Source organism: Bacillus sp. JJ1533 (assembly GCF_036965045.1).
Taxonomy (GTDB): Bacteria; Bacillota; Bacilli; order Bacillales; family Bacillaceae_L; genus Ferdinandcohnia.
The window spans coordinates 1-21,599 of the sequence record NZ_JBALOV010000041.1; the positions used below are offsets into that span (position 1 = coordinate 1).

Annotated in this window: 18 protein-coding genes; 7 read left to right on the forward strand and 11 right to left on the reverse strand. The window is 38.5% G+C overall.

The genetic code is table 11. From position 1 onward, the window contains the following. Positions 1 to 209 precede the first annotated feature (209 nt). Both V7138_RS21555 and V7138_RS21560 read right to left on the reverse strand, forming a co-directional pair. Complete coding sequence (locus V7138_RS21555) at positions 210 to 1,004, reverse strand: SDR family NAD(P)-dependent oxidoreductase (protein ID WP_335401451.1); 795 nt, start codon at positions 1,002 to 1,004, stop codon at positions 210 to 212. Between the two features lie 24 nt (positions 1,005 to 1,028). Continuing rightward, complete coding sequence (locus V7138_RS21560) at positions 1,029 to 1,994, reverse strand: MBL fold metallo-hydrolase (RefSeq protein WP_335401453.1); 966 nt, start codon at positions 1,992 to 1,994, stop codon at positions 1,029 to 1,031. Positions 1,995 to 2,456: 462 nt separating this feature from the next. Between V7138_RS21560 and proI the strand changes: the two genes are divergently transcribed. From proI to namA, 6 genes are all read left to right on the forward strand, one after another. Further along, positions 2,457 to 3,302, forward strand: a complete 846-nt coding sequence (gene proI, locus V7138_RS21565) for a pyrroline-5-carboxylate reductase ProI (RefSeq protein ID WP_335401455.1) — start codon at positions 2,457 to 2,459, stop codon at positions 3,300 to 3,302. Between the two features lie 104 nt (positions 3,303 to 3,406). Further along, positions 3,407 to 4,606 carry an MFS transporter gene (locus tag V7138_RS21570; RefSeq protein ID WP_335401458.1) on the forward strand — a complete coding sequence of 400 codons (1,200 nt, stop codon included), beginning with the start codon at positions 3,407 to 3,409 and terminating at the stop codon, positions 4,604 to 4,606. A 93-nt stretch (positions 4,607 to 4,699) separates the two neighbouring features. Continuing rightward, positions 4,700 to 5,593 carry a CAP-associated domain-containing protein gene (locus V7138_RS21575; protein ID WP_335401460.1) on the forward strand — a complete coding sequence of 298 codons (894 nt, stop codon included), beginning with the start codon at positions 4,700 to 4,702 and terminating at the stop codon, positions 5,591 to 5,593. Then, on the forward strand, positions 5,571 to 5,837 hold the full coding sequence (locus tag V7138_RS21580) for a CAP domain-containing protein (RefSeq protein WP_335401461.1): 267 nt from the start codon (positions 5,571 to 5,573) through the stop codon (positions 5,835 to 5,837). Before V7138_RS21575 ends, V7138_RS21580 begins: the two co-directional genes overlap by 23 nt. A 56-nt stretch (positions 5,838 to 5,893) precedes the next feature. Beyond that, complete coding sequence (locus V7138_RS21585) at positions 5,894 to 6,706, forward strand: hypothetical protein (protein WP_335401464.1); 813 nt, start codon at positions 5,894 to 5,896, stop codon at positions 6,704 to 6,706. A gap of 123 nt (positions 6,707 to 6,829) precedes the next feature. Further along, a complete protein-coding gene (gene namA / locus V7138_RS21590; RefSeq protein ID WP_335401466.1) occupies positions 6,830 to 7,849 on the forward strand; it encodes an NADPH dehydrogenase NamA in 1,020 nt (339 codons plus the stop codon). A 49-nt stretch (positions 7,850 to 7,898) separates the two neighbouring features. On the opposite strand, the gene V7138_RS21595 is transcribed toward namA, so the two are convergent. The 3 genes from V7138_RS21595 to rnz are packed head-to-tail and all read right to left on the reverse strand — an operon-like array spanning position 7,899 to position 12,841. After that, the gene (locus V7138_RS21595) at positions 7,899 to 11,102 is read right to left on the reverse strand and encodes a DEAD/DEAH box helicase (protein WP_335401467.1); all 3,204 of its coding nucleotides are present in this window, start codon (positions 11,100 to 11,102) and stop codon (positions 7,899 to 7,901) included. A 31-nt stretch (positions 11,103 to 11,133) separates the two neighbouring features. Further along, positions 11,134 to 11,883, reverse strand: coding sequence for an oxygen-insensitive NADPH nitroreductase (nfsA, locus tag V7138_RS21600; protein ID WP_335401468.1), 750 nt, complete (start codon positions 11,881 to 11,883; stop codon positions 11,134 to 11,136). Between the two features lie 25 nt (positions 11,884 to 11,908). Next, positions 11,909 to 12,841, reverse strand: coding sequence for a ribonuclease Z (rnz, locus tag V7138_RS21605; protein ID WP_335401470.1), 933 nt, complete (start codon positions 12,839 to 12,841; stop codon positions 11,909 to 11,911). A gap of 255 nt (positions 12,842 to 13,096) precedes the next feature. Between rnz and zwf the strand changes: the two genes are divergently transcribed. After that, on the forward strand, positions 13,097 to 14,584 hold the full coding sequence (gene zwf, locus V7138_RS21610) for a glucose-6-phosphate dehydrogenase (protein WP_335401473.1): 1,488 nt from the start codon (positions 13,097 to 13,099) through the stop codon (positions 14,582 to 14,584). A gap of 86 nt (positions 14,585 to 14,670) precedes the next feature. Here zwf and V7138_RS21615 read toward each other — a convergent pair whose 3' ends face one another. The 6 genes from V7138_RS21615 to V7138_RS21640 all read right to left on the reverse strand — a co-directional run bounded on the left by V7138_RS21615 (position 14,671) and on the right by V7138_RS21640 (position 21,575). Next, positions 14,671 to 15,996: a 6-phospho-alpha-glucosidase gene (locus tag V7138_RS21615; RefSeq protein ID WP_335401474.1), complete on the reverse strand. Its 1,326-nt coding sequence runs from the start codon at positions 15,994 to 15,996 to the stop codon at positions 14,671 to 14,673. Between the two features lie 55 nt (positions 15,997 to 16,051). Further along, positions 16,052 to 17,653: a PTS transporter subunit EIIC gene (locus tag V7138_RS21620; protein WP_335401477.1), complete on the reverse strand. Its 1,602-nt coding sequence runs from the start codon at positions 17,651 to 17,653 to the stop codon at positions 16,052 to 16,054. Between the two features lie 119 nt (positions 17,654 to 17,772). After that, positions 17,773 to 18,546, reverse strand: a complete 774-nt coding sequence (locus V7138_RS21625; RefSeq protein WP_335401480.1) for a MurR/RpiR family transcriptional regulator — start codon at positions 18,544 to 18,546, stop codon at positions 17,773 to 17,775. Positions 18,547 to 18,557: 11 nt separating this feature from the next. Further along, on the reverse strand, positions 18,558 to 19,811 hold the full coding sequence (locus tag V7138_RS21630) for a DNA polymerase IV (RefSeq protein WP_335401484.1): 1,254 nt from the start codon (positions 19,809 to 19,811) through the stop codon (positions 18,558 to 18,560). A gap of 60 nt (positions 19,812 to 19,871) precedes the next feature. Then, complete coding sequence (locus tag V7138_RS21635; RefSeq protein WP_335401486.1) at positions 19,872 to 20,333, reverse strand: chemotaxis protein CheW; 462 nt, start codon at positions 20,331 to 20,333, stop codon at positions 19,872 to 19,874. Between the two features lie 123 nt (positions 20,334 to 20,456). Further along, entirely contained in the window at positions 20,457 to 21,575 is a 1,119-nt protein-coding gene (locus V7138_RS21640) for a tripeptidase T (RefSeq protein WP_335401489.1), read from the reverse strand. Between the last annotated feature and the right edge of the window lie 24 nt (positions 21,576 to 21,599).

Here is a 21,599-nt window from a genome sequence, read left to right on the forward strand (position 1 = left end):
CGAGATATCATTTATCGTTTTACAGACCAGGGATATACCGTTTAACCCGGTTGCACAATATCATTTATCGTTTTGCAGATTGATGATATGCCGTTTACCTAGGGTTGTAGTTTGCCTTTTATTGCTTTACGGTGATATTCCAAATAATACACATAGCATAATTAATCTCGAAAAAAAATACCCCTTCTAAAAAGGAGTATTAACGATACTTATTTCTTAAAAAAAGCCTTTCCGCCTACTTTTTCAACGAGTCGAGGAAAAAGAGTATAAAACATGCTACCTGCATTCATCCAGCCTGGTAGGTTTATTTCGCGTTTTGGGGTTAGCATAGCGTTGACAATTTTTGAAGCAACGGCATCGGGATCCAGCATAAAACGATTTACATTCTTCGCATATGTACCCGACTCATCCGCGATATCGAAAAAACGAGTTCGAATCGGCCCTGGATTTACGGCTGTTACATGAATGTTCATACTTGAAAGCTCCATCCGCAAACTATTTGTAAATCCGAGAACCGCATGCTTTGAAGCAGAATAGACACTTGATTTTGGTGTCGCTATTTTTCCAGCTTGTGAAGCAATATTAATGATATGACCCGAATTTTGCTCAATCATCGTCGGTAATACCATTTTCGTACAAGAAATGAGTCCGAAAACATTCACTTCAAACATCGCCTTCATCTGCTCGATTTGAGCATCCACAACATTTGCAAACACACCAAACCCAGCGTTATTCACAAGAACATCAACCGTTTTTACCTTCCGTAAAATATCCTCAAACACTTCTTTTACATTCTCTGTATCACGAACATCTAATCTATAAAATAAGCAGTCTATGCTGTATTTTTCTTGAATGTTCTGGGCTATTTTTTCTAACTGGTCATAGCTTCGCGCCAATAGAATGGGAGATGCCCCTTGCTCAGCAACAAGATAGGCAATTTTTTCACCAATTCCGCTCGAAGCCCCAGTAATGACAATCGTTTTTCCTTTAAGTTTTGAATTCACGAGCTTATCACCTCAGGGAAAATTTTAATTTGCGTGGTAGATATGTTGTCCGTTTACAACTTCTATCTTAATTTCACCTATTTCCTCAAGGAAGTCAAGCTGTCCAACTGTTTCAGACACTGTAAAGAGCGGTTGCTTCAAATAAACTCGGGGGAATAACCTAGTACATACTTCAAATGCAGTCATTGGCTTTTCCTTGATCATGTCCAAAACATGATATGCTCGCTCTTTTTGCGATACGAATCGTTCTTGAATTAGCTCATGGGGATTTAGAATATCGTCTCCATGCCCTGTCACAACCTTTGACATATCAAGGGTTAAAAGTTTTCTTAAAGAGTTATTATATTGAATTAATGGTCTTGGTCTAGCAGTTTCACCAAATTGCGGCGGTTCAAGCAATGGGTTTGGTGAGATTTTTGCTAAAAGGGTGTCTCCTGCAATAAGCATTCCATCCGCTTCCCGATACAGAACAATATGACTTTGCGCATGCCCAGGCGTTTCAATTACCTTAAAGCCGGTTAATCCATCAATTGTATCTCCTTCCCCAACCGTCGCTGTTAGAGATCTACGGCAAGAGTATTCAAGTTCCTCATCCATATTAATTAAAGCGATAAATGCTGGATCCAGCCCTAATTGAGTAAAAAGCTCTTTATAAAACGGCTCATTATCTGCAAAGAATTGCTTATCTTGACTAATCCACGGTTGATTTTTAGGGTGACCAATTATAGGGATATTTGAGTTAAAATAATCAAGAAGGCCAACATGGTCCGGGTGATGATGAGTAATCACAATTTGTTCGATATCAGATGGTTTATATCCTAACTGTGTAAGCTGCTCATTAAAGGACTGCCATGCAACCTCTGTTTTTGCACCTGCATCGATTAAAGTTAAGGTTTCTCCCTTAACAACATATACATTCACATCCCCGACAGCAAAAGGTGTGGGCAAGGTAATTTTAAAAACATCCTTGGTGGTCGTAAGTTTGCTCATATAAATCTCCTTTGTACTATACCGATATAGTTCATTTAATTTATCCACTAATAGTTTACCTTTTCATCCTCATTTTGTCATTATATTCAAATAATATATCTGTTATGTAAAGATATTTGGGCTTATTTTGAACAAATAAGACCTTGACATCCTCTTTAAATCAGTGCATAATGACTATCAATATTAATTTCGTAAGGCAATGATTAGGACTAGTAAGTCATGAATGGCGAAAAAGAGAGTGAGATCCACCGGCTGAAAGATCTCTCGCCCGCTTCTTGATTGAACCTACCTATGAGCTGTTAGGAAAACCTAACCGTTCACCCACGATACGGGTTCGAGTCGAACATCGAAAAAATTTTTTTCAGATGTTAAATAAGGTGGTACCGCGGATAGCAGGCATATTCCGTCCTTTAACAAGGATGGGATATGTCTTTTTTATTTTTATCTTACGGAGGGATAGTTATGGAAATGAAACAAAATATTGTGTTTGTTGGGGCTGGCTCAATGGCCGAGGCAATGATTTCTGGAATGCTACAAAAGGAGCTCTTCTTACCCGGACAAATTTCTGTAATGAATCGCTCCAACCATAGTCGATTAGAAGAACTAAACAATACCTATGGAGTGAAGATCAGTCAGAATATAAAAGAAACGATTAAAAATGCGGGCATTATCATTCTTGCAATAAAACCAAAGGATGTTGCGGAAGCTGTTTTAGCCATAAAAGATTTTGTCACCGAAAAACAGCTGATTATCTCAGTGTTAGCAGGTGTCGCAACCACAACCATTACCGACTTACTCAACAAGGAAGTTGCAGTTGTCCGCGCAATGCCAAATACATCGGCAGCCATCGGAAAATCAGCTACTGCCCTATCAGTAGGAATGTACGCAAACGAAAACCACCTTCTGATTGCGCGCCAATTATTTGAAACCATTGGAATTGTTACAACAGTAGCTGAAAAAGATCTTCATGCGGTCACAGGTCTTTCTGGCAGTGGGCCTGCATATGTATATTATTTAGTTGAAGCAATGGAAAAAGCCGCCGATGATATCGGGCTCGAAAAAGCCATTGCCAAAGATTTAATTCTTCAAACAATCATTGGTGCTGCAGAAATGCTGAAAAGTTCTCCGAAGAGACCTGCAACATTACGAAAAGAAGTAACAAGTCCAGGTGGTACGACAGAAGCAGGCATAAACGTGTTGGAGCAGTATAACTACCAGCAAGCAATCGTGGCCTGTATTAAGCGTGCTACTGTTCGCTCCGCAGAGCTTGGAGAAGCCATGCTCCAATCCGTTTCACAGGAAAATTAAAAGCCAAATTTATAAAAAGTCAGTGGAATTCTACCGAATTCAAAAAAGTGGTGTACAGCGGTAGGATTTTACTGACATTTTTGGTAAAATAAAAGNNAGATTCTATGAGTGCACCTCTTATTAAAGAAACACCACCACAACTAAGTACGATCAAAGAAAAAATTTGGACCCGTGATTTTACCCTTATTTGCATTTCAAACTTTTTTATATTCCTCGGTTTTCAAATGACACTGCCGACGATTCCGCTTTTTGTAGAGCAGCTTGGAGGCAATGATCAACTCATTGGATTAGTTGTTGGAGTTTTTACTTTTTCCGCGCTTTTAATCAGACCTTTCGCCGGCCATCAATTAGAAAAAAGGGGTCGACGCTTCGTTTATTTACTAGGACTTACCATCTTTGTCTTATCTGTTGGATCCTACGGAATCATCTCAAGCTTACTTTTTTTATTCATGTTTCGAATCATTCAAGGTATTGGTTGGGGCTTTTCAACAACAGCCTCAGGAACAATTGCTACAGACTTAATCCCAGCTAAAAGACGTGGTGAAGGAATGGGCTATTTCGGTCTATTCGGTAATATCGCCCTTGCCTTTGGCCCCTCTTTAGGGCTTACACTTGCGGGTACCATTTCCTTTACTAAGCTCTTTTCTATTTGTGCCATTCTTGGTATAGTGGCACTCATCCTATCATCTAGAATCCACTATAAAAAAGTCGAACCAGTAAAAGAAGACCCTAGAAAATGGGACTTTTATGAAAAAACAGCACTCCCACCTTCAATTCTATTATTCTTTATAACTGTTACATTTGGAGGGATCGCAGCCTTTTTACCTATCTATACTGCACAAAAGGAAATACCGGGGATTGAATGGTACTTTCTTTTATTTGCGATTGCTTTAATGATTACTCGTACGTTTGCCGGTCGTATTTATGATTTGAAAGGACATCAAGCTATTTTTGCACCCGGTGCAGGTTTGATTGTAGTAGCTATGTTCCTATTAGCTTGGTTACCTAGTAGTCTTGTTCTATATATTGCGGCTTTTCTATATGGACTTGGTTTTGGTGCCTTACAACCAGCCTTACAAGCATGGGCAGTGCAATCGGCACCACCCCATCGAAGAGGTATGGCAAATGCAACCTTTTTTTCATCCTTTGATTTAGGAGTAGGGATTGGAGCGATTACTTTCGGGCAAATTGCCCACCTATTAGGGTACCATTCGATCTACATTGCCTCTGCATTCTCTGTGCTAATTTCCATTTTGCTGTATTTTACATGGATTGCGAAATCTACAACTCCAACCAAAGTTTAGGGGACCTTCTCCCCTTTTTCGTTTTTCGTCATATATTTCTTATCGTATCGAAGAAATTTGGATAGAATGGTATTTAGGGATTGGAGGGTACTTATGAGGAGGATCCTATTAGTTTTATCGTTTATATTTTTCTTATATGCCGGGTGGACCGTACTAGATAAACTTGCTGCTAAAACTGATAATCAATCAGTTTTTGATACTATTACATCTGAGATTGACCGAGTTTCTGAATCTGAGGAACTTGCAACAATTAAAACCAAACTAAATGATGGTATAGACTATATCGCTACATTACTACAATCGATAGAGGAAAAAGCACCGGAAAATTCAATTATCGACCAGAACGAAATCGAAAAGCCGGAGTTACATGTACCAAGTGAACAGGCTTTTTCGATCCACAATATCGAGCTCGGTGAGAGTAAACAGAGTGTGGAAAAGAAGCTCGGTGCCCCAGAACGCACATCATTAAATGAATATGGAACGAACTGGCATACGTACCATGAAAACTACCATAATTTTATGATGGTGACTTATGACTCGCATGACAAGGTTATGGGCTTATACACAAATCAAGATCTTATTTCATCAACAAAAGGGATTAAACGAGGAACACCGAAACAAGAGGTCCTTAATCTACTCGGTGAACCTATGACCCGAATCCAAAAGGGATTTGTCTATTATGAATTTCAGCAGGACCGTGACTATGATGTCTTCCACATTGATAACACCTATGTCACCCTCTTTTATGATAAACACGAAAACAATACGGTGACTTCCATTCAAATTATTTCAGAAGCACTCGAACGTAATCGAGAGGATTTTTATACAGATGCCAGTGACCAGTTAAAAGAAGGCTTCGAATTTCAATTATTTGATCTAACAAATGCATCGAGGGTCAATCATGGCTTAGGGGTACTGACTTGGGATGATCATGTGAAGGAAACGGCACGAAAGCATATTGGATATGGCGGAAAACAACTATTTTAGTCATACTAACTTACAAGGTCTGTCTCCTTTTGACAGAATGCTTGAAGACGAAATTTTATTTTCAATAGCCGGAGAAAATCTCGCGTATGGACAGTTTAGCAGTATTTTCGCCCATGAAGGGTTAATGAACTCCATGGGGCATCGAGAAAATATTTTAAAAAAGGAATATAAGTATTTAGGGGTGGGAGTTGCCTTTAATACGGAATCGCATCCTTACTATACGGAGAATTTTTATACAAAATAAGCCAATTCACCTATAGACCTCACCTCTTTTGGTTATCCTACAAAAGAGGTGATTTTGTGAAACTGGTACGATTTTTATTATTATTAGGTTTTCTCATCGGCTTTCACAGTGTGACTCTAGCCGTGGAAACTGATGTAGAATATGGCCCTTTTACAATAGTTCAAAAAGAGTATGTTGATTTAGACGGAGATGGCAAAAAGGACATCATTGAGTTATATGCGAGAAAAAATCAACATAATCTCGCGAATGAGTGGTCTTTAAAAATCAATGGTGAGCAATTAGGCACCTATCATAACAAACAGGATTTATACCAATTGGCTGATATGAAGTTTGCTGACGTTCTTCAAAATGGGAAACAAGATATTCTCTTATATTTTCATTCTGTTGGGAGTGGAGGTATCACCGGGTTAACGGTCCTAAGCTATACAGGTGACAAAGTTGAGGAAATTTTCAACGACCCTAATACGTCAGGATGGTTTGATGAAGCAAAAAAGCGTTTCTCGATGAAACACATTGGCGATTATCAAGTTGAATTTGTGGATAGACAGACTGACTTAGAAGCGGTCATCCCCCAATCAGAGGATCGTTATCGAGATTTTCCTGACAAAAAAGAATTAAAAAAACGACTTGAAGCAATTGAAACATGGGTTAACCCAGCTTCTAGCTATCGTTTTGATAAATTAACAAAAATGAAGCCTCAGGAAATTGTGGCAATTCGAGCAGTTTCAGGTATCGCCCATTATGATGTCATTGCATACTTCGAAACAAGATTTGTTTTTGATAAACAAAATCAAAAATATATGCCATCGAAAGTGGCACTCATCAGCGCAGAGACGGGAAAAAAATTGGCTGAAGCAACATATCAATAAACTTAGAAGCATCGACATTGATAAGGTCGATGCTTCATTATTTGATACGCACAATCGATGATTTTAACGTCATATCTTGATATACTATTTAGTGTAACGAAATACATAGGAGGCGAATATTTTATGGAACCAGCACTATTCTCACCATATACGATTAAAAATGTGACCTTAAAAAATAGAATTGTGATGTCACCGATGTGTATGTACTCCAGTCATAATGAAGATGGGATGCTGGAGGATTGGCATTACACCCATTATGTTAGCCGCGCTGTTGGTCAGGTTGGGCTCATCATGGTTGAGGCAACAGCTGTAACACCACAAGGAAGAATCTCTCCACAAGATTTAGGAATATGGAGCGATGAGCATGTACCAGGCTTCGAAAAACTTGTTGAAATGATGAAAGCTCACGGTGCAAAAACAGCTATCCAACTTGCTCACGCAGGTCGAAAAGCAACGGTTGAAGGAGAAATCGTTGCCCCTTCAGCGATTGCATTTAGTGAAAGTTATAAAGTTCCAAAAGAATTAACAATCAATGAAATCAAAGAAACAATCGAAGCGTTCAAGGATGGCGCACGACGCGCAAAAGCAGCGGGCTTTGATATCATTGAAATCCACGGAGCACACGGGTATTTAATAAATGAGTTTTTATCTCCACTTTCAAATAAACGTGAGGATGAGTATGGCGGAAGCAGCGAAAACCGCTATCGTTTCCTTCAAGAAACAATAGATGCCGTTAAAGAAGTATGGGATGGTCCCTTATTGGTTCGTGTATCAGCAAATGATTATACAGAAGGTGGCTTGACTCCTGCCGATTATGTAGAGTATGCAAAACGCATGAAAGACCAAGGTGTTGACCTAATTGATGTCAGTTCGGGTGCTGTAGTACCGGCTAAAGTTGATTCATATCCCGGTTATCAGGTCGGTTTTGCAGACAAAATTCGTAATGAGGCGGAAATTCCGACCGGTGCAGTTGGTCTGATTACCGAAGCGGTTCAAGCAGAAGAAATACTAAAAAACAAACGTGCCGATTTAATCTTTTTAGCACGAGAATTATTACGTGACCCATACTGGCCAAGAACAGCTGCAAAAGAATTAGGGGTTTCAATCGAAAGCCCGAAACAATACGATCGCGGTTGGCTTTAATTTTTGTTGGAATAACAAAGGCACTCCCCCAAGTGGAAAGTGCCTTGTTTTATATCATAAGTAGTTCCCGAATATCCTCTTCCGAAAGCGTCGTATTTTCCTCAGAATCGATTAGGTCTGAGATCAGATTTCGCTTCTTGTCTTGTAACTCATTCATTTTCTCTTCAATGGTCCCGCGGGCAAAAAGCTTAATTACCTGGACAACCTTTTTCTGACCAATTCGATGAGCACGGTCTGCAGCTTGTTCTTCTACTGCTGGATTCCACCAAAGGTCATATAAAATAACCGTATCAGCACCTGTTAAATTCAGACCTGTTCCACCGGCTTTCAACGAAATTAAAAACAATTCCCGCTCCCCTGCATTATAGCGTCCGCATAATTCCACTCGTTCATCTGTAGGTGTTTGTCCATCTAAGTAAAAGAATGTAAAGTCCCGTTTCGTAAGTTCCCTGCCAATCAATTCAAGCATTTTCGTAAACTGTGAGAAAATCAATACTCTTCTCCCAGACAATTTGGATTCCTCAATGATTTGCAAAAGCTGCTCAAATTTTGCAGAACTTCCCTTATAGCCTTCCACGAACAAACTAGGATGACAGCAAATTTGCCTTAATCGAGTTAGCCCTGCTAAAATTCTGATTTTATTTTTTCGAATTGTCCCCTTATCAAGATGCTTTAATGTATCATGTCGTAGCTTTGCTAAATAAGCCGCATATAGCTTTTTTTGTTCGGGAAGAAGCTCTGATGATTCAAGAATCTCAATTTTTTTGGGTAACTCAGCAAGAACCTCTTCTTTTACACGGCGAAGTAAAAATGGCCGAACCCTTCTTGCGATGTCTTTTCGAGTAAGATGACTATATTCCTTTAATCCCTTAAAGAGTTGTGGAAAGACAACATGATAAATCGACCAGAGCTCCTCGATTGAATTTTCTACAGGGGTCCCTGTTAATCCAAACCGATGAGCTGCCTTTATTCGTTTGACTGCCCTCGCTGTTTGCGTAACTGAGTTTTTAAAGGCCTGTGCTTCGTCAAAGAAAACAGAATGAAAATGTTGTGATTCATACCATTTAATATCACGTCTTAATAATGGATAGGATGTAATAAGAACATCCATATGCTCGCTCTCTTTTTGCAGCTCTTTTCGCTCTGTTTTATCTCCATCAATCACAATCGCTTGAAGCTCTGGAGCAAATTTCAATAACTCATGAAGCCAGTTATATGTCAACGATGATGGACAAACAATTAGTACAGGCTGCTTCCTATTTCTAATAGTTGAAAGCTCAGAAACCATAAAAGCAATGCTCTGCACCGTTTTCCCCAGCCCCATATCATCTGCAAGTACACCACCAAATCCGTAACTTGCCAGCGTCTTCATCCATTTAAAACCTATCTTCTGATAATCTCGTAAAATGGGATCCAGATGCTTCGGAACCTCAATAGATAAATCATTCGGATTCCGAATTGAGTCAAGAAACTGACGAAATGACTCCTCTGCTGTGAAAATCTCACTATCATCAATTGAATCCAAAAGGGGTAGAGCTTCAATCATAGGCATATTTAAGGATGCTTCAAAATCATCATCTTGGATAGGAACAGCATGTAAAAACCGCTGAATTTCCTCCATTTCTCTCGTTTCGAGAGATAGCAGTGATCCATTTTTCAAACGGTAATACTTTCGTTTTTCCTCAAGGGCGGATAATATTTCGCGTATCTCCTGGTCAGCAATCCCCTTCATTTCAAATTTGAATTCAAGCCAATTTGTGCGTTCCTTTTTGATTTTCACCCTGATTTTCGGATGTTCATTTTTCGGGACAATGCGATTCCGTATCGCTGTTGTCGCATAAATTTGGCAGAGCGGCTGTAGCATCGGAATGATACGAAATAAAAACTCATACTCAAGTTCCTCATTATGCATGAAATATCCGCCTTCAGTTTTCGAAAAGCCACTCTCGTCCATAATCTGTAGAATTTCATCCTCTTTTTCCACATCTCTGAAAATCATAGGGCCAGTAGGGAGATCACGATTCTCTAATGGTTGGATGATGATATTTTCATAGTGAAATTCAAGCCCCGCAAGCAATTTATGTCTCAGACGATCCAAGTATAGCTTAGCAACCAGAGGTGTTTTCATAAACTCTTTGGATATGGCTTGAGACATGTGAATGACGCCAATTTTTTTAAGGCTAGGCACAATTTTTTTAAGAAAAAAATGAGCTTGATCCTTCGGAATGGGAATATGATTTGATCCAGGACTTGCAAGCATCTGCTTTAGTTCCAATAATCGGTTACAATCCTCTTCTTCGATTTGATATAAAAGTCCATCGCTAAGAACCGTGTGATAAGGTTTTAAAATACTCATTCCATTGAAACCATGAATCCTTAACCGATAGTCACTCTCCTCCCCTTCTTCAAATGAAAATTGAAGTGGCGGCGGCTCTTGTATAATTTGAAGCCCTTCATAAGAATGACCATTGTATTCTAGCAAAACGGATGGACATTTTGAAAATAAAGAAATGATTCCTTTCCAAGATGATGGAGGAATGAGCAATATTTCAGGACTCGCTTTGTATTTTGAAAGCCCAGAGATCATGTCTAGAAAAATCGTTTCATCCTCGGTTACTTTCACTAAATGCTGAAGAAGACTATCTGCTTCATGTAAAAAGCAATGAAGATTTGGATCATATGTAAAATGGGAAGAGATTATACCTTGCTTCCCTAGTTTTAGATCCTTCAAAAAGTTACGAATATCATGTATTTTTATTTGATTCATTTCAATCTCGACACCAATTAACGTTTGCTCACTTGAAACCTTTACAGGTGTACATGTAAAGCGGACATCCATGACTTCTCTTTTTTCAAAATGGCGCTGGTGACCACTAGTACGTGTAGGGCGCTCTAAAAAAAGCGTCATGAAGTCATTTGTAAGGTTATTATTTTCTGATGTTGAAGTCATCGAGAATTCAGATGGCTGCTCACTTTGCTGTTCATGAATCGCGATTAAAACTGCCGCAATATGCTGGCAGTCCTTATCGAAATTTGCAAGAGACGGACACGTGCATGTAGACTTTAGTTTTCCATTTGTCTTAATTTCAATATGGACATGAAAGTCTTCTGCACCCTTTACTATAGCTGTGCACCGGTCAGGCCCGTATTCCGTAAATGCCACCTTATTTGTCCGATAAAAAGCGTCCCCTCTTTTGAAGGAGACGGTACCACACATTTCTTTAATCATTTTTTGATTGATTTTGATATCCATGGGTTCCGCTCCTTTCCTTTTGTTTTAGGGGTTATTGTTGATTAAAGCCTTGTTTTTTTACAAAGTTCTTCATATACATGCGTTTTGGGTTTTCAAGCATATTAGCCATCTGTCTCGTCCATGTATCTGAACGTTTCCCATTTGTGCGATTGGTGTAGTATTCAGAAATGATTTCATTGTATTGTGCTAATTCTTGCTTTACCAAGCTTTTATCTTGATTGTATTCCTCTTCATGATAGACATGATGTAATGGAAGTCGTGGCTTTTTATCAGGCATTTGTGACGGATAACCAACTGCAATTCCGAAAAGTGGGATCACCAATTTTGGGATATTTAAAATTTCACAAACTTCATCTAAATTATTTCGTAAGCCACCAATATAGCAAGCACCTAAGCCCATTGATTCTGCTGCGAGTACAGCATTTTGTGCAGCTAAAGCAGCATCAATTGTTGCAACCATAAACTTCTCTGTACTTTCCAATGAGGTTGATAAGTCCTTTTCTTCTATTTCGCTAATCACTTGGTGACGATGAAGATCACCACAAAATACAAAGAAATGACCATTCTCAGCAACATAAGCTTGATTGCCAACAATTTCAGCAAGCTTCCGTTTTTTCCCCGGGTCCTTAACCCCAATAATCGAATAGGCCTGAATAAAACTAGAGGTTGAGGCCGCTTGGGCACATTCAACGATCGTGCGGATTTGTTCATCTGTTAAAACTTTATCTTCAAATTTACGAATCGAACGATGATTCATAATCGTTTCAATAACAGTATTCATTTGTATGTATCCTCCTTGTTGACTCTTATTCGCTATGGCTTGACTTGATATCAAATTTAAAAAAATCCTTGGCTACGTATGTATGCAAAAACACTTGCTGGGCTTCATCTAGAAGCTTCTGACTATCTTCGCCTTGGTACCTTGAGCTGATATGTGTTAATATTAGACATTTTACCCTTGCTTGTCTTGCAACATCAGCTGCTTGGGTAGTCGTGGAGTGAAAATAATCATGAGCCAAATCAGCTTCATTTGCACTAAAGGTGGCTTCATGAATGAGCAAATCCGCATCCATAGCAAGTTCAATACTTTCCTTCATGTATCGAGTATCACCTAAAATAGTTACAATCCGGCCTTTTTTAGGAGGGCCAATATATTCTCCACCATTTATACGACGCCCATCTTCAAGGACGACAGTTTGTCCATCTTTAATTTTTTGATAGATTGGGCCTGGACTAATCCCTTCTTTTGTTAGCTTATCAACCAATAGTGTTCCAGGCAGGTCTTTTTCAACAATACGATATCCGTACGATTGAATCCCATGGTCAAGCTCCTTTGCAATGACAGAGAACTGATGATCTTCAAAAACCACGCCTTCCTCAATTTCAATCACCTCAAGAGGATACCGAATATGGGTCGTACTTACTTTTAATGATGTTTCTATAAATGCTTTAATACCCTTAGGGCCATAGACCGTAAGTAGGGATTCTCCCCCTTGAAAGGATCGGCTTCCAAGTAGACCAGGCAATCCAAAAATGTGGTCACCATGTAAATGGGTAATAAAAATCTTTTCAATTTTCCCAGGTTTAATGGATGTATATAAAATTTGATGCTGTGTAGCCTCCCCACAATCAAACAACCAGGAGGCCCTTCGTTCATCAAGCAATTGTAAGGCAATTGATGTGACATTCCGTTCTTTTGCAGGTACCCCTGCACCCGTTCCTAAAAATAAGACTTCCACCTGTGAAATCCTCCAATAAAAATAAAAATTTTTTACGTTTTTCTTCCGTTGTCCTTTTACATACTATATCATATTTTACCATCTGTTCACTAGAAAGAGCCCTAGCCATACTTTCAATCGTTTTCGAATATCAGTGCCTAGTTAAGGCATACTTTAAGTGTAAACCTAAAAAAATAATTTGAATTAGTTGATTTACTAAACAAAAAAGTATAAATTAAATAGATATTACTAATGCGTGATAAATGGGGGATTAATATGACAATTAAAGCACCAAAATCAATCGTTATTATTTTTGGAGCAACTGGTGATTTGGCGAATCGAAAGCTGTATCCTTCAATATATAACCTTTATACAAAAGGAAAACTTTCTGAAGATTTTGCAGTTATAGGTGTAGCAAGACGTCCATTAAAAAATGAAGAATTCCAACAAAACGTGCGAAATTCAGTTGCTGGACAATTTGAGGAGCAAAGAGAGGATATTGAAAAATTCTCAAAGCATTTTTATTACCATCCGTTTAATGTAAACGACACTGCTTCTTATCGAGAATTAAAGGTAATTGCTGAGGAATTAGATTCAATCTACAATACAGGTGGAAATAGAATCTTTTATTTAGCGATGGCTCCCGAGTTTTTCGGTACAATTGCAGTAAATTTGAAGTCAGAAGGACTAACATCAACAGATGGTTATACAAGACTGGTTATTGAAAAGCCATTTGGACATAATTTACCTTCTGCAAAGCAACTGAATGAACAGCTTCGCCACGCCTTTTCAGAGGATGAAATTTACCGAATTGACCATTATTTAGGTAAAGAAATGGTACAAAATATTGAAGTTATTCGTTTTGCAAATGCAATATTTGAACCACTTTGGAACAACCGTTACATATCCAATATCCAGGTTACTTCAAGTGAGGTACTCGGTGTCGAAGATCGTGGCGGATATTATGAAAAATCAGGTGCACTTCGAGATATGGTACAAAACCATATGCTTCAAATGGTTGCCCTTTTAGCCATGGAACCACCGATTAAATTAAACACGAACGAAATTCGAAGCGAAAAAATAAAGGTTTTACGTGCACTTCGCCCATTGGAAGAGGAAGATGTTAATAAGCACTTTGTTAGAGGGCAATATGGTGCTGGTACAATAAATGGAAAACAAGTTCCAGGGTACCGGGAAGAAGAGAAAGTAGATCCAGCATCAAATACTGCTACATTTGTTGCAGGCAAGCTTTTAATTGATAATTTCAGATGGGCAGGTGTACCATTCTATATCCGTACCGGGAAGAGAATGAAAGAAAAATCCACAAAGATTGTTGTTCAATTCAAAGACATTCCAATGGATTTATATTATAAAGAGGATAATGAGCGTCAAAATCCTAACCTGCTTGTCATTAATATCCAACCAGATGAGGGAATCACACTCTATCTAAATGCGAAGAGACCCGGACAAAATACAATGACATTGCCTGTTAAACTAGATTATTGCAATAACTGTATTGACGGTATTAATACACCAGAGGCTTATGAAAAACTTATTTTTGACTGTATGATGGGTGATACAACAAACTTTGCTCACTGGGATGAAGTGGCCCTTTCATGGCGTTACGTAGACTCCATTTCAAAGGTTTGGGAAAATCAAATTGCAACTGAATTTCCGAATTATCCTTCTGGTTCTAACGGTCCAAAAGCTGCCGATGAATTATTGGCGGAAAACGGATTCCACTGGTGGCCACTAGAAGATTAAATGGAAACTGTTTGGGTGAAGAATCCATACTATAAAAAGACGAAAGAAGCATTAAATGCATCTTTCGCCTTTTTTATTTCCTGTTATTAATTTAATTCTGGCCAGTACCCTTTATTCGCTTCAATTAAATCGTCTAAAATATCTTTTGCTACTTTTGCACTTGGAACTGTTTTTGATAGCGTTAAAGCTTGCCATAATTTTTGATAGCTACCTTCAATAAAGGCTTGTACGACTAATTTTTCGACAGTCACCTGTTGGTACATTAACGCTCTCTGGAATTCAGGAATTTTTCCTTGACTTAAAGGCTCTGGACCGTTACTTCCAACAATACAAGGAACTTCCACCATTGCATCATCGTCAAAATTAGCAATGGCTCCATTGTTTTCCACGATCAACAGCATTCTTTCGTGCGTGTTAAAAGCAATTGCAGTGGCTAAGTCAACGACAAAGGTTGCGTGTGCACCCATCTCAAATTCACTGCCTTCAGCTGTTCCCTTTTCAATGATAGCTTTAGCTGTTGAAAAGACAGTTTTTTCTCTCCCCTCTATGACTTCATTTGCTCTTGTATGCTCCGGATTTGAATGTTCTACTACATAATCAGGGTAAAAATAATATTTTAAATACGTATTTGGAAGGAATCTCGGATCTACAGCTAACAGATCCTTCGCTTTTTTATGTGTGTCCTGCCAACTTGCATCTGTATGCTGAGTATCCACTTCTTTTTGTGTTAGATAACCATTTTCCGCTACGTAATCACGAATTTCTGGTAGATATTCATGTCCTTCTTTATCTTTTACACTAGTCCACCAACCAAAGTGGTTTAATCCAAAATAGCGTACTTCTAAATCTTTTGGTTCTTTACCGATGATATGCGACATTCTACGCAGCGTTCCAACAGGCATATCACATATATTCAATACCTTTGAATCTGGACGAAGAACACGACAAGCTTCCGCAACAATCGCTGCTGGATTTGAATAGTTTAACATCCATGCATCGGGAGAATATTTTTCCATCATATCAATTAACTCGATCATATCACCGATGCTTCTCATCCCATATGCAATACCGCCAGGACCACATGTTTCTTGGCCAACGACACCATGCTTTAAAGGAATTTTTTCATCTTTTTCACGCATTTCATATTTTCCCGTACGGATATGTGCAAAACAGAAGTCGATATCAGTAAATGCTTCCTCTGGATCAGTTGTAAAGCAATATTCAATATCCGGTGCCTTTTCTTTTAAAACAATATCAATTGCTTCCCCTAAAACGGCTTGTCTTTCGCCGTCATTATCATATAATTTTAATTTTCGAAGCGGGAAGCGATCTAGGTTATCTAATAACATCATCACAATCCCTGGTGTATAGGTACTTCCTCCACCAGCAATTACAACTGAGAACTTTTTCATGTTTCTCCATTCCCTTCTAACATTCTGTAGTATCTTGGTTAGTTTAAATTACTGTTTACTCATTGGAAGTGAGTCCTAAGAAGCTATCAACTTCTTTACGAATATTTGTCACTTGTAAGCCGTACACAACCTGTACATTATTACCCTTGATGACAACCCCGCTTGCGCCAGTCTCTTTTTTCAAAGTATCCTCATCAACCTTATCTGGGTTATCCAATGTTAATCGGAGTCTTGTATAACAATTTGTCACTGTATTTATATTGCTAGCGCCGCCTAAAGCATCTACAATAACACCTGCAATTCCATCATTGCCTACTGATTCGGTAGCCCCTGTTTTTGCATTGCTTTTCTTATCGTTATATTCCTTCTTAGAATATAATTTTGTTTCTGAGCCTTCATCCTCTCTTCCAACTGTCTTAAAGTTAAATCTCACAATTAAGAATCGGAAGACTACATAGTAAATGACAAAGTATAAGAGACCAACTACGATATACATAGGCCAGTGAGTTTTTTCGATTCCTAGTGGTAGATTGAATAATAGGAAGTCAATCATTCCATTTGGACCAATGGCTCTAACATCTAATAGATTTAATGTAACCATACTTAAACCACTTAACGCAGCGTGAACCACGAATAACAATGGTGCTACAAACATAAATGAAAACTCAATTGGCTCAGTGACACCCGCAATAATGGAAGTTACAGCAGCTGGAATTAATATCGCCTTAACTTTGCCTTTATTTTCAGGCTTTGCTGTATGATACATGGCTAAACAAGCCCCAATTAAACCAAACACTTTAGAAATACCGCGTGCATCCCATATTACACTTTCAGATAGAACCTTAACGGATGGGTCGGCAATTTCAGCATAGTAAATATTTCTAGCACCTTCAAATACTTGTCCGCCTACTTCTGCAACACCACCTAATGATGTATATAAGAATGGTGTGTAGATCAGATGGTGTAAACCAGTTGGTATTAATAGACGTTCCAATGCTCCGTATAAGAAAAGACCAAAGCTTCCACTATGATTAATTAAATCACCGAGTTTATTAATTCCCTCTTGGAAAAATGGCCAAATAAACGTTAAAGCAATCGATAAGAGCACCACAACTGGAATAAGTACAATAAAGACAAAACGTGACCCGCCATAGATTTGAAATGCCCCTTTAAAGTCTGTATCAATGAATTTGTTATGAACTAAAGCAGTGATAATTCCTAGAATCAACCCTAGAAAAACACCCATATCCAAGATTTGAACACCGAGAACTAGGGTTTGTCCAGTTCCTTGTAAAGATTCACCTTTGAAAAGAACCCCGCTAAGTTCCATAAATCTATTCATTGCATTAACAAACACCAAATAGCCTAGTAAAGCTGTAAAACCTGCAACCGCTTTTTCTTTATTTGCTAATCCTACTGTGATTCCCACACAGAAAATAAGTCCCAAGTTCCCAAGTATGGAAACCAAAGATCCTGTTAAAATAGATCCAAATCCAGTAGTAATTGGATTATCTAAAAATGGGATTACCTCCAAAAGTCTTGGATTTGTAAATAAGTTTCCCAGAGCAATTAAAATACCCGCAATCGGCAAAATAAGTACTGGAATAAACATCGCTTTTGAAAATCGTTGCATCCCTTCCATGACTTGCGTTTTCATTTTGCCTTCCCCTCCTGTATGTGTTTTCTTTTGTTGACATGTCTAGAATACAATGTAACCGTTTTATAGTCGATAGATTCAACAACATAAAAAACGTGTTTCACACTTAGAAACACGTTTCACTCAACACTATCTTTTTTGGCAATAAAAGTTTCAAGATATTGCTTGACGATAAATTCAAACAACAATGTCAATCTAGGAAAGAAGCTGTTTGGGAGCATGTTACGATCATCAAGTTTATTCTGATCGATAATCTTAAAGTTTAAATCGGAAATGTCTGCAATTCGATTATGTGTTTCTTTTGTGAAAGACACTGTAAAAATATGATGCTCTTTTGCTGCAAGTAATTTATCAACTACCATCTGGGTCTCCCCTGATTTTGAAATCACAACCAGCGCGCCAATATCTTCCAGATTATTTTCAAACACTCCAATTGAATCCGTTCCACTTGCTAAGATCGTTTTTCTTCCTAATACCAATAATTTTTTATATAAGTACTCGGCAGCAATCGCTGAAAATCCAGTAGCATAGATAAAAATATAGCGTTGCTGTAAATTAAGCACTTTTTGAATAAAGGTTTGTATTTCTTTTATTGAATTATGGGCCAAGTAATCCCTTTGATTAATCTCCAAAAAATCCTCCGTTGTACCTGTTTTTGTTATTACCTTGTTTTGAACGAGCGGAAGTAACTGATAATACATATCAACAAAACCTGTATATCCTAACTTTTTTGACAAACGAATAACAGTTGCTGGAGAAGTAAAATTTTCTTTCGCTATTTTCCGTACTCCCATTTGTAGAACAGTATCAATATTTTCAAGAATATATCGGACAAGCTGGACATCATTTTCGGTTAAATTTTTCCCTTGAATAATTTTACTAATATCAATCATAATTACCTCACCTAATCACTTAAAAAATCCTTCTCGAAACTTGTCCCATGTTCATTATTTCGAGGATTTTTATCCTTTGGAAGCTTGATCCCATTTGATAGAATGTCGTTTCCATATTTGTCTTTCAAATCGTCAATAACCTTTAATAAAGGTTCTTTCTTCGCCTCTTTTTCATAGGAAAACAGATCGAGCTGTTTAAATGCCTCATGTTTCTCTACTAGGTCCTGTGCAGTAACACCTAATAATCGGATGGCTTCTCCATTCCAATGACTCTTCCAGAGACGCTTGGCAGCCTGAAAAATTTCTTTGTCCTGGTCAATTGGATTATCAAGCTTTCTGCTTCTAGTTACCGTTTTTCGGTCCGCATATCGTATCATCAACTGGATATTATTTGATAGCATGTCCTTTCTTCTAATCCGAGACCCTACCGAATTTGATAGCCTTTTGATAACACTAAGAAGCTCCTCTTCATCGGTTGAATCGTATGGTAATGTTGTTGAATTTCCAATGCTTTTAAACTCTGATATGGCATCAGGGTCAACGGGGCGATTATCCATTCCATTTGCTCTTTGCTTTAATCTTTCCCCATTTATACCTAACAATTTCTTTAATTGAATATCATTACCTTTTGCAAGATCACCAATTGTATGTATATTGATTGTTGATAACTTCTCAGCGGTCCTTGATCCCACTCCATGCATTTCACCGACCAGCATTGGCCAAAGGACAGCAGGGACATCCCGTTTCCGTAAGACGGTAATTCCTAACGGCTTTTTCATATCCGATGCCATCTTGGCGAGAAATTTATTCGGTGCAATTCCAATACTACAAGGAAGAAGAAGGGTCTTTCGTAGCGTTTCCTGAATTGAGGTTGCAATTTCAATTGGTGACCCTTTTTCATAACAGTCCGTTATATCAAGATAGCCCTCGTCTATTGAAACAGGTTCAATCAAGTCGGTATAGGAACGAAGAATATCAAACATCGCAAGTGACGCCTTACGGTAACGTTCAAAATTGGGTTTTCGGACGATAAGATTCGGGCATTTTCGTTTCGCTTCCCATAGAGGCATCGTCGTTTTCACTCCAAATGCACGAGCTTCATAGCTACAAGTGACAATGATGCCTTTACGCTCTTCGGCATTCCCCGCAATAGCTAAAGGCTTGCCCTGTAAGGACGGGTCATACGCAGTTTCAACCGATGCATAGAAGCTGTTCATATCCACATGTAAAATAACCTTTCCGTTTTTCGGATACATTTCTTTCATGTTTCACACTTCCCTAATCATCCACTACTACTAGTTTATCATAGAAAAAGCCACCTTAGTCTATAGGTGGCTGTGAATGTGTTCCTCTATTCGTTCGAATCCTTCTAGACCATTAAATAGCTTGTGAGGGTCTAGTAAAGTAACCAATCTCTTCTCAAGAGTTGCAACTCCTGTTATGTACGGAGAAAGCTGATACGTTAGATTTAGTGGTTTCATTTGATTCTGAGGGATATCGAGTATTTCTTTGGCATCATCGACGAGTAATCCAACTGAAAGGGTATCTGTTTTGGCGACGATGATTTTCGTTTTATCTGTAGGACCTATAGACTTATTAAATAAGATCATGCCTGTATCCACAATTGGAACAAGTTCTTCACGGATGGTTAGGACACCCAGCATATAATTTGGCATTTGCGGTATGGCATTAAGCTGTTGTACCCTTTCTATGGAAATTACGTTTAATACAGGGACACCAAATTCCTCATTACCTGCTGAAAAAACAACAACCTTCTGGTCTTCCATTATCAATTTCACCTCTACCATATTAACAACATCAATATTCTTCTATCATACTTTACTCGTTTTGGAAAAGAAACAAAAAAGCGAAACTCCCCTGTTAGTGGGAATTTCACTTTTACAAAATTATTATCTTGCAACCTCTTCTACTATCGCAACGATTAGTTCAGCGGTTTTAACAAGTTCTTCAATTGGCATTTTTTCGTTAGTTGTGTGGATTTCTTCATAACCCACTGCTAAGTTCACTGTTGGAATTCCATGACCTGCGATGACGTTTGCATCACTGCCTCCACCGCTTTGTTGCAGCTCACTTTGACGACCAATTTTTGAGACTGCTCGTTTCGCAACCTCAACTACATGATCACCATCCGCAAACTTAAAACCTGGATACATGACTGTAATCTCAACTTCCGCTCGACCGCCCATTTCAGCAGCTACAGATTCGAAAGCATCCTTCATTTTCTGTACTTGGCTTTCCATCTTTTCTGTTAGTAAAGAACGAGCTTCTGCTAAAATTTCAACATGGTCACAAACGATATTTGTTTGTGTACCACCTTCAAAACGTCCGATATTAGCGGTTGTTTCCTCATCAATACGACCTAAAGGCATTCTTGAAATTGCTTTTGCAGCCATGGTAATGGCAGAAACACCTTTTTCAGGTGCGACCCCGGCATGTGCCGTTTTTCCAATAATTGTTGCTTTTACTTTTGCTTGGGTAGGTGCGGCGACAATAATGTTACCAACCTTGCCATCACTATCAAGCGCATAGCCATATTTTGCTGTGATCATTGAACGATCCAAAGCTTTTGCTCCCATCAGCCCTGATTCTTCACCAGCCGTAATAATAAATTCTATTTTTCCATATGGAATTTGATTTTCCTGTAGTACTCGAATGGCTTCAAACATTGCTGCTAGGCCTGCCTTATCATCTGCACCTAAAATGGTAGTTCCATCTGAGACAATATATCCATCCTTGATGGAAGGCTTAATGCCCTTACCAGGGACAACTGTATCCATGTGTGATGTAAAGTAAATCGTATCTGCATCATTTTTATTTCCTTCAAGGGTACAAATTAAATTGCCTGCGCCATGTCCAGTTTGACCTGTTGTGTCATCCTCGACCACATGCACACCTAATGCTGTAAATTTGTCTTTTAAAACCTTGGCAATTTCTGTTTCAAATTTTGTTTCAGAATCTACCTGTACTAATTCTAAAAATTCATTGACAAGTCTATCTTGATTAATCATAGTATGTACCTCCAAGATGAATAG

Coding starts and splice junctions, on each gene's coding strand:
- V7138_RS21560 (WP_335401453.1), bottom strand. CDS start 1,994: ATGAGCAAACTTACGACCACCAAGGATGTTTTTAAAATTACCTTGCCC.
- proI (WP_335401455.1), top strand. CDS start 2,457: ATGGAAATGAAACAAAATATTGTGTTTGTTGGGGCTGGCTCAATGGCC.
- V7138_RS21570 (WP_335401458.1), top strand. CDS start 3,407: ATGAGTGCACCTCTTATTAAAGAAACACCACCACAACTAAGTACGATC.
- V7138_RS21575 (WP_335401460.1), top strand. CDS start 4,700: ATGAGGAGGATCCTATTAGTTTTATCGTTTATATTTTTCTTATATGCC.
- V7138_RS21580 (WP_335401461.1), top strand. CDS start 5,571: ATGGCGGAAAACAACTATTTTAGTCATACTAACTTACAAGGTCTGTCT.
- namA (WP_335401466.1), top strand. CDS start 6,830: ATGGAACCAGCACTATTCTCACCATATACGATTAAAAATGTGACCTTA.
- V7138_RS21595 (WP_335401467.1), bottom strand. CDS start 11,102: ATGGATATCAAAATCAATCAAAAAATGATTAAAGAAATGTGTGGTACC.
- nfsA (WP_335401468.1), bottom strand. CDS start 11,883: ATGAATACTGTTATTGAAACGATTATGAATCATCGTTCGATTCGTAAA.
- zwf (WP_335401473.1), top strand. CDS start 13,097: ATGACAATTAAAGCACCAAAATCAATCGTTATTATTTTTGGAGCAACT.
- V7138_RS21615 (WP_335401474.1), bottom strand. CDS start 15,996: ATGAAAAAGTTCTCAGTTGTAATTGCTGGTGGAGGAAGTACCTATACA.
- V7138_RS21620 (WP_335401477.1), bottom strand. CDS start 17,653: ATGAAAACGCAAGTCATGGAAGGGATGCAACGATTTTCAAAAGCGATG.
- V7138_RS21625 (WP_335401480.1), bottom strand. CDS start 18,546: ATGATTGATATTAGTAAAATTATTCAAGGGAAAAATTTAACCGAAAAT.
- V7138_RS21630 (WP_335401484.1), bottom strand. CDS start 19,811: ATGAAAGAAATGTATCCGAAAAACGGAAAGGTTATTTTACATGTGGAT.
- V7138_RS21635 (WP_335401486.1), bottom strand. CDS start 20,333: ATGGAAGACCAGAAGGTTGTTGTTTTTTCAGCAGGTAATGAGGAATTT.
- V7138_RS21640 (WP_335401489.1), bottom strand. CDS start 21,575: ATGATTAATCAAGATAGACTTGTCAATGAATTTTTAGAATTAGTACAG.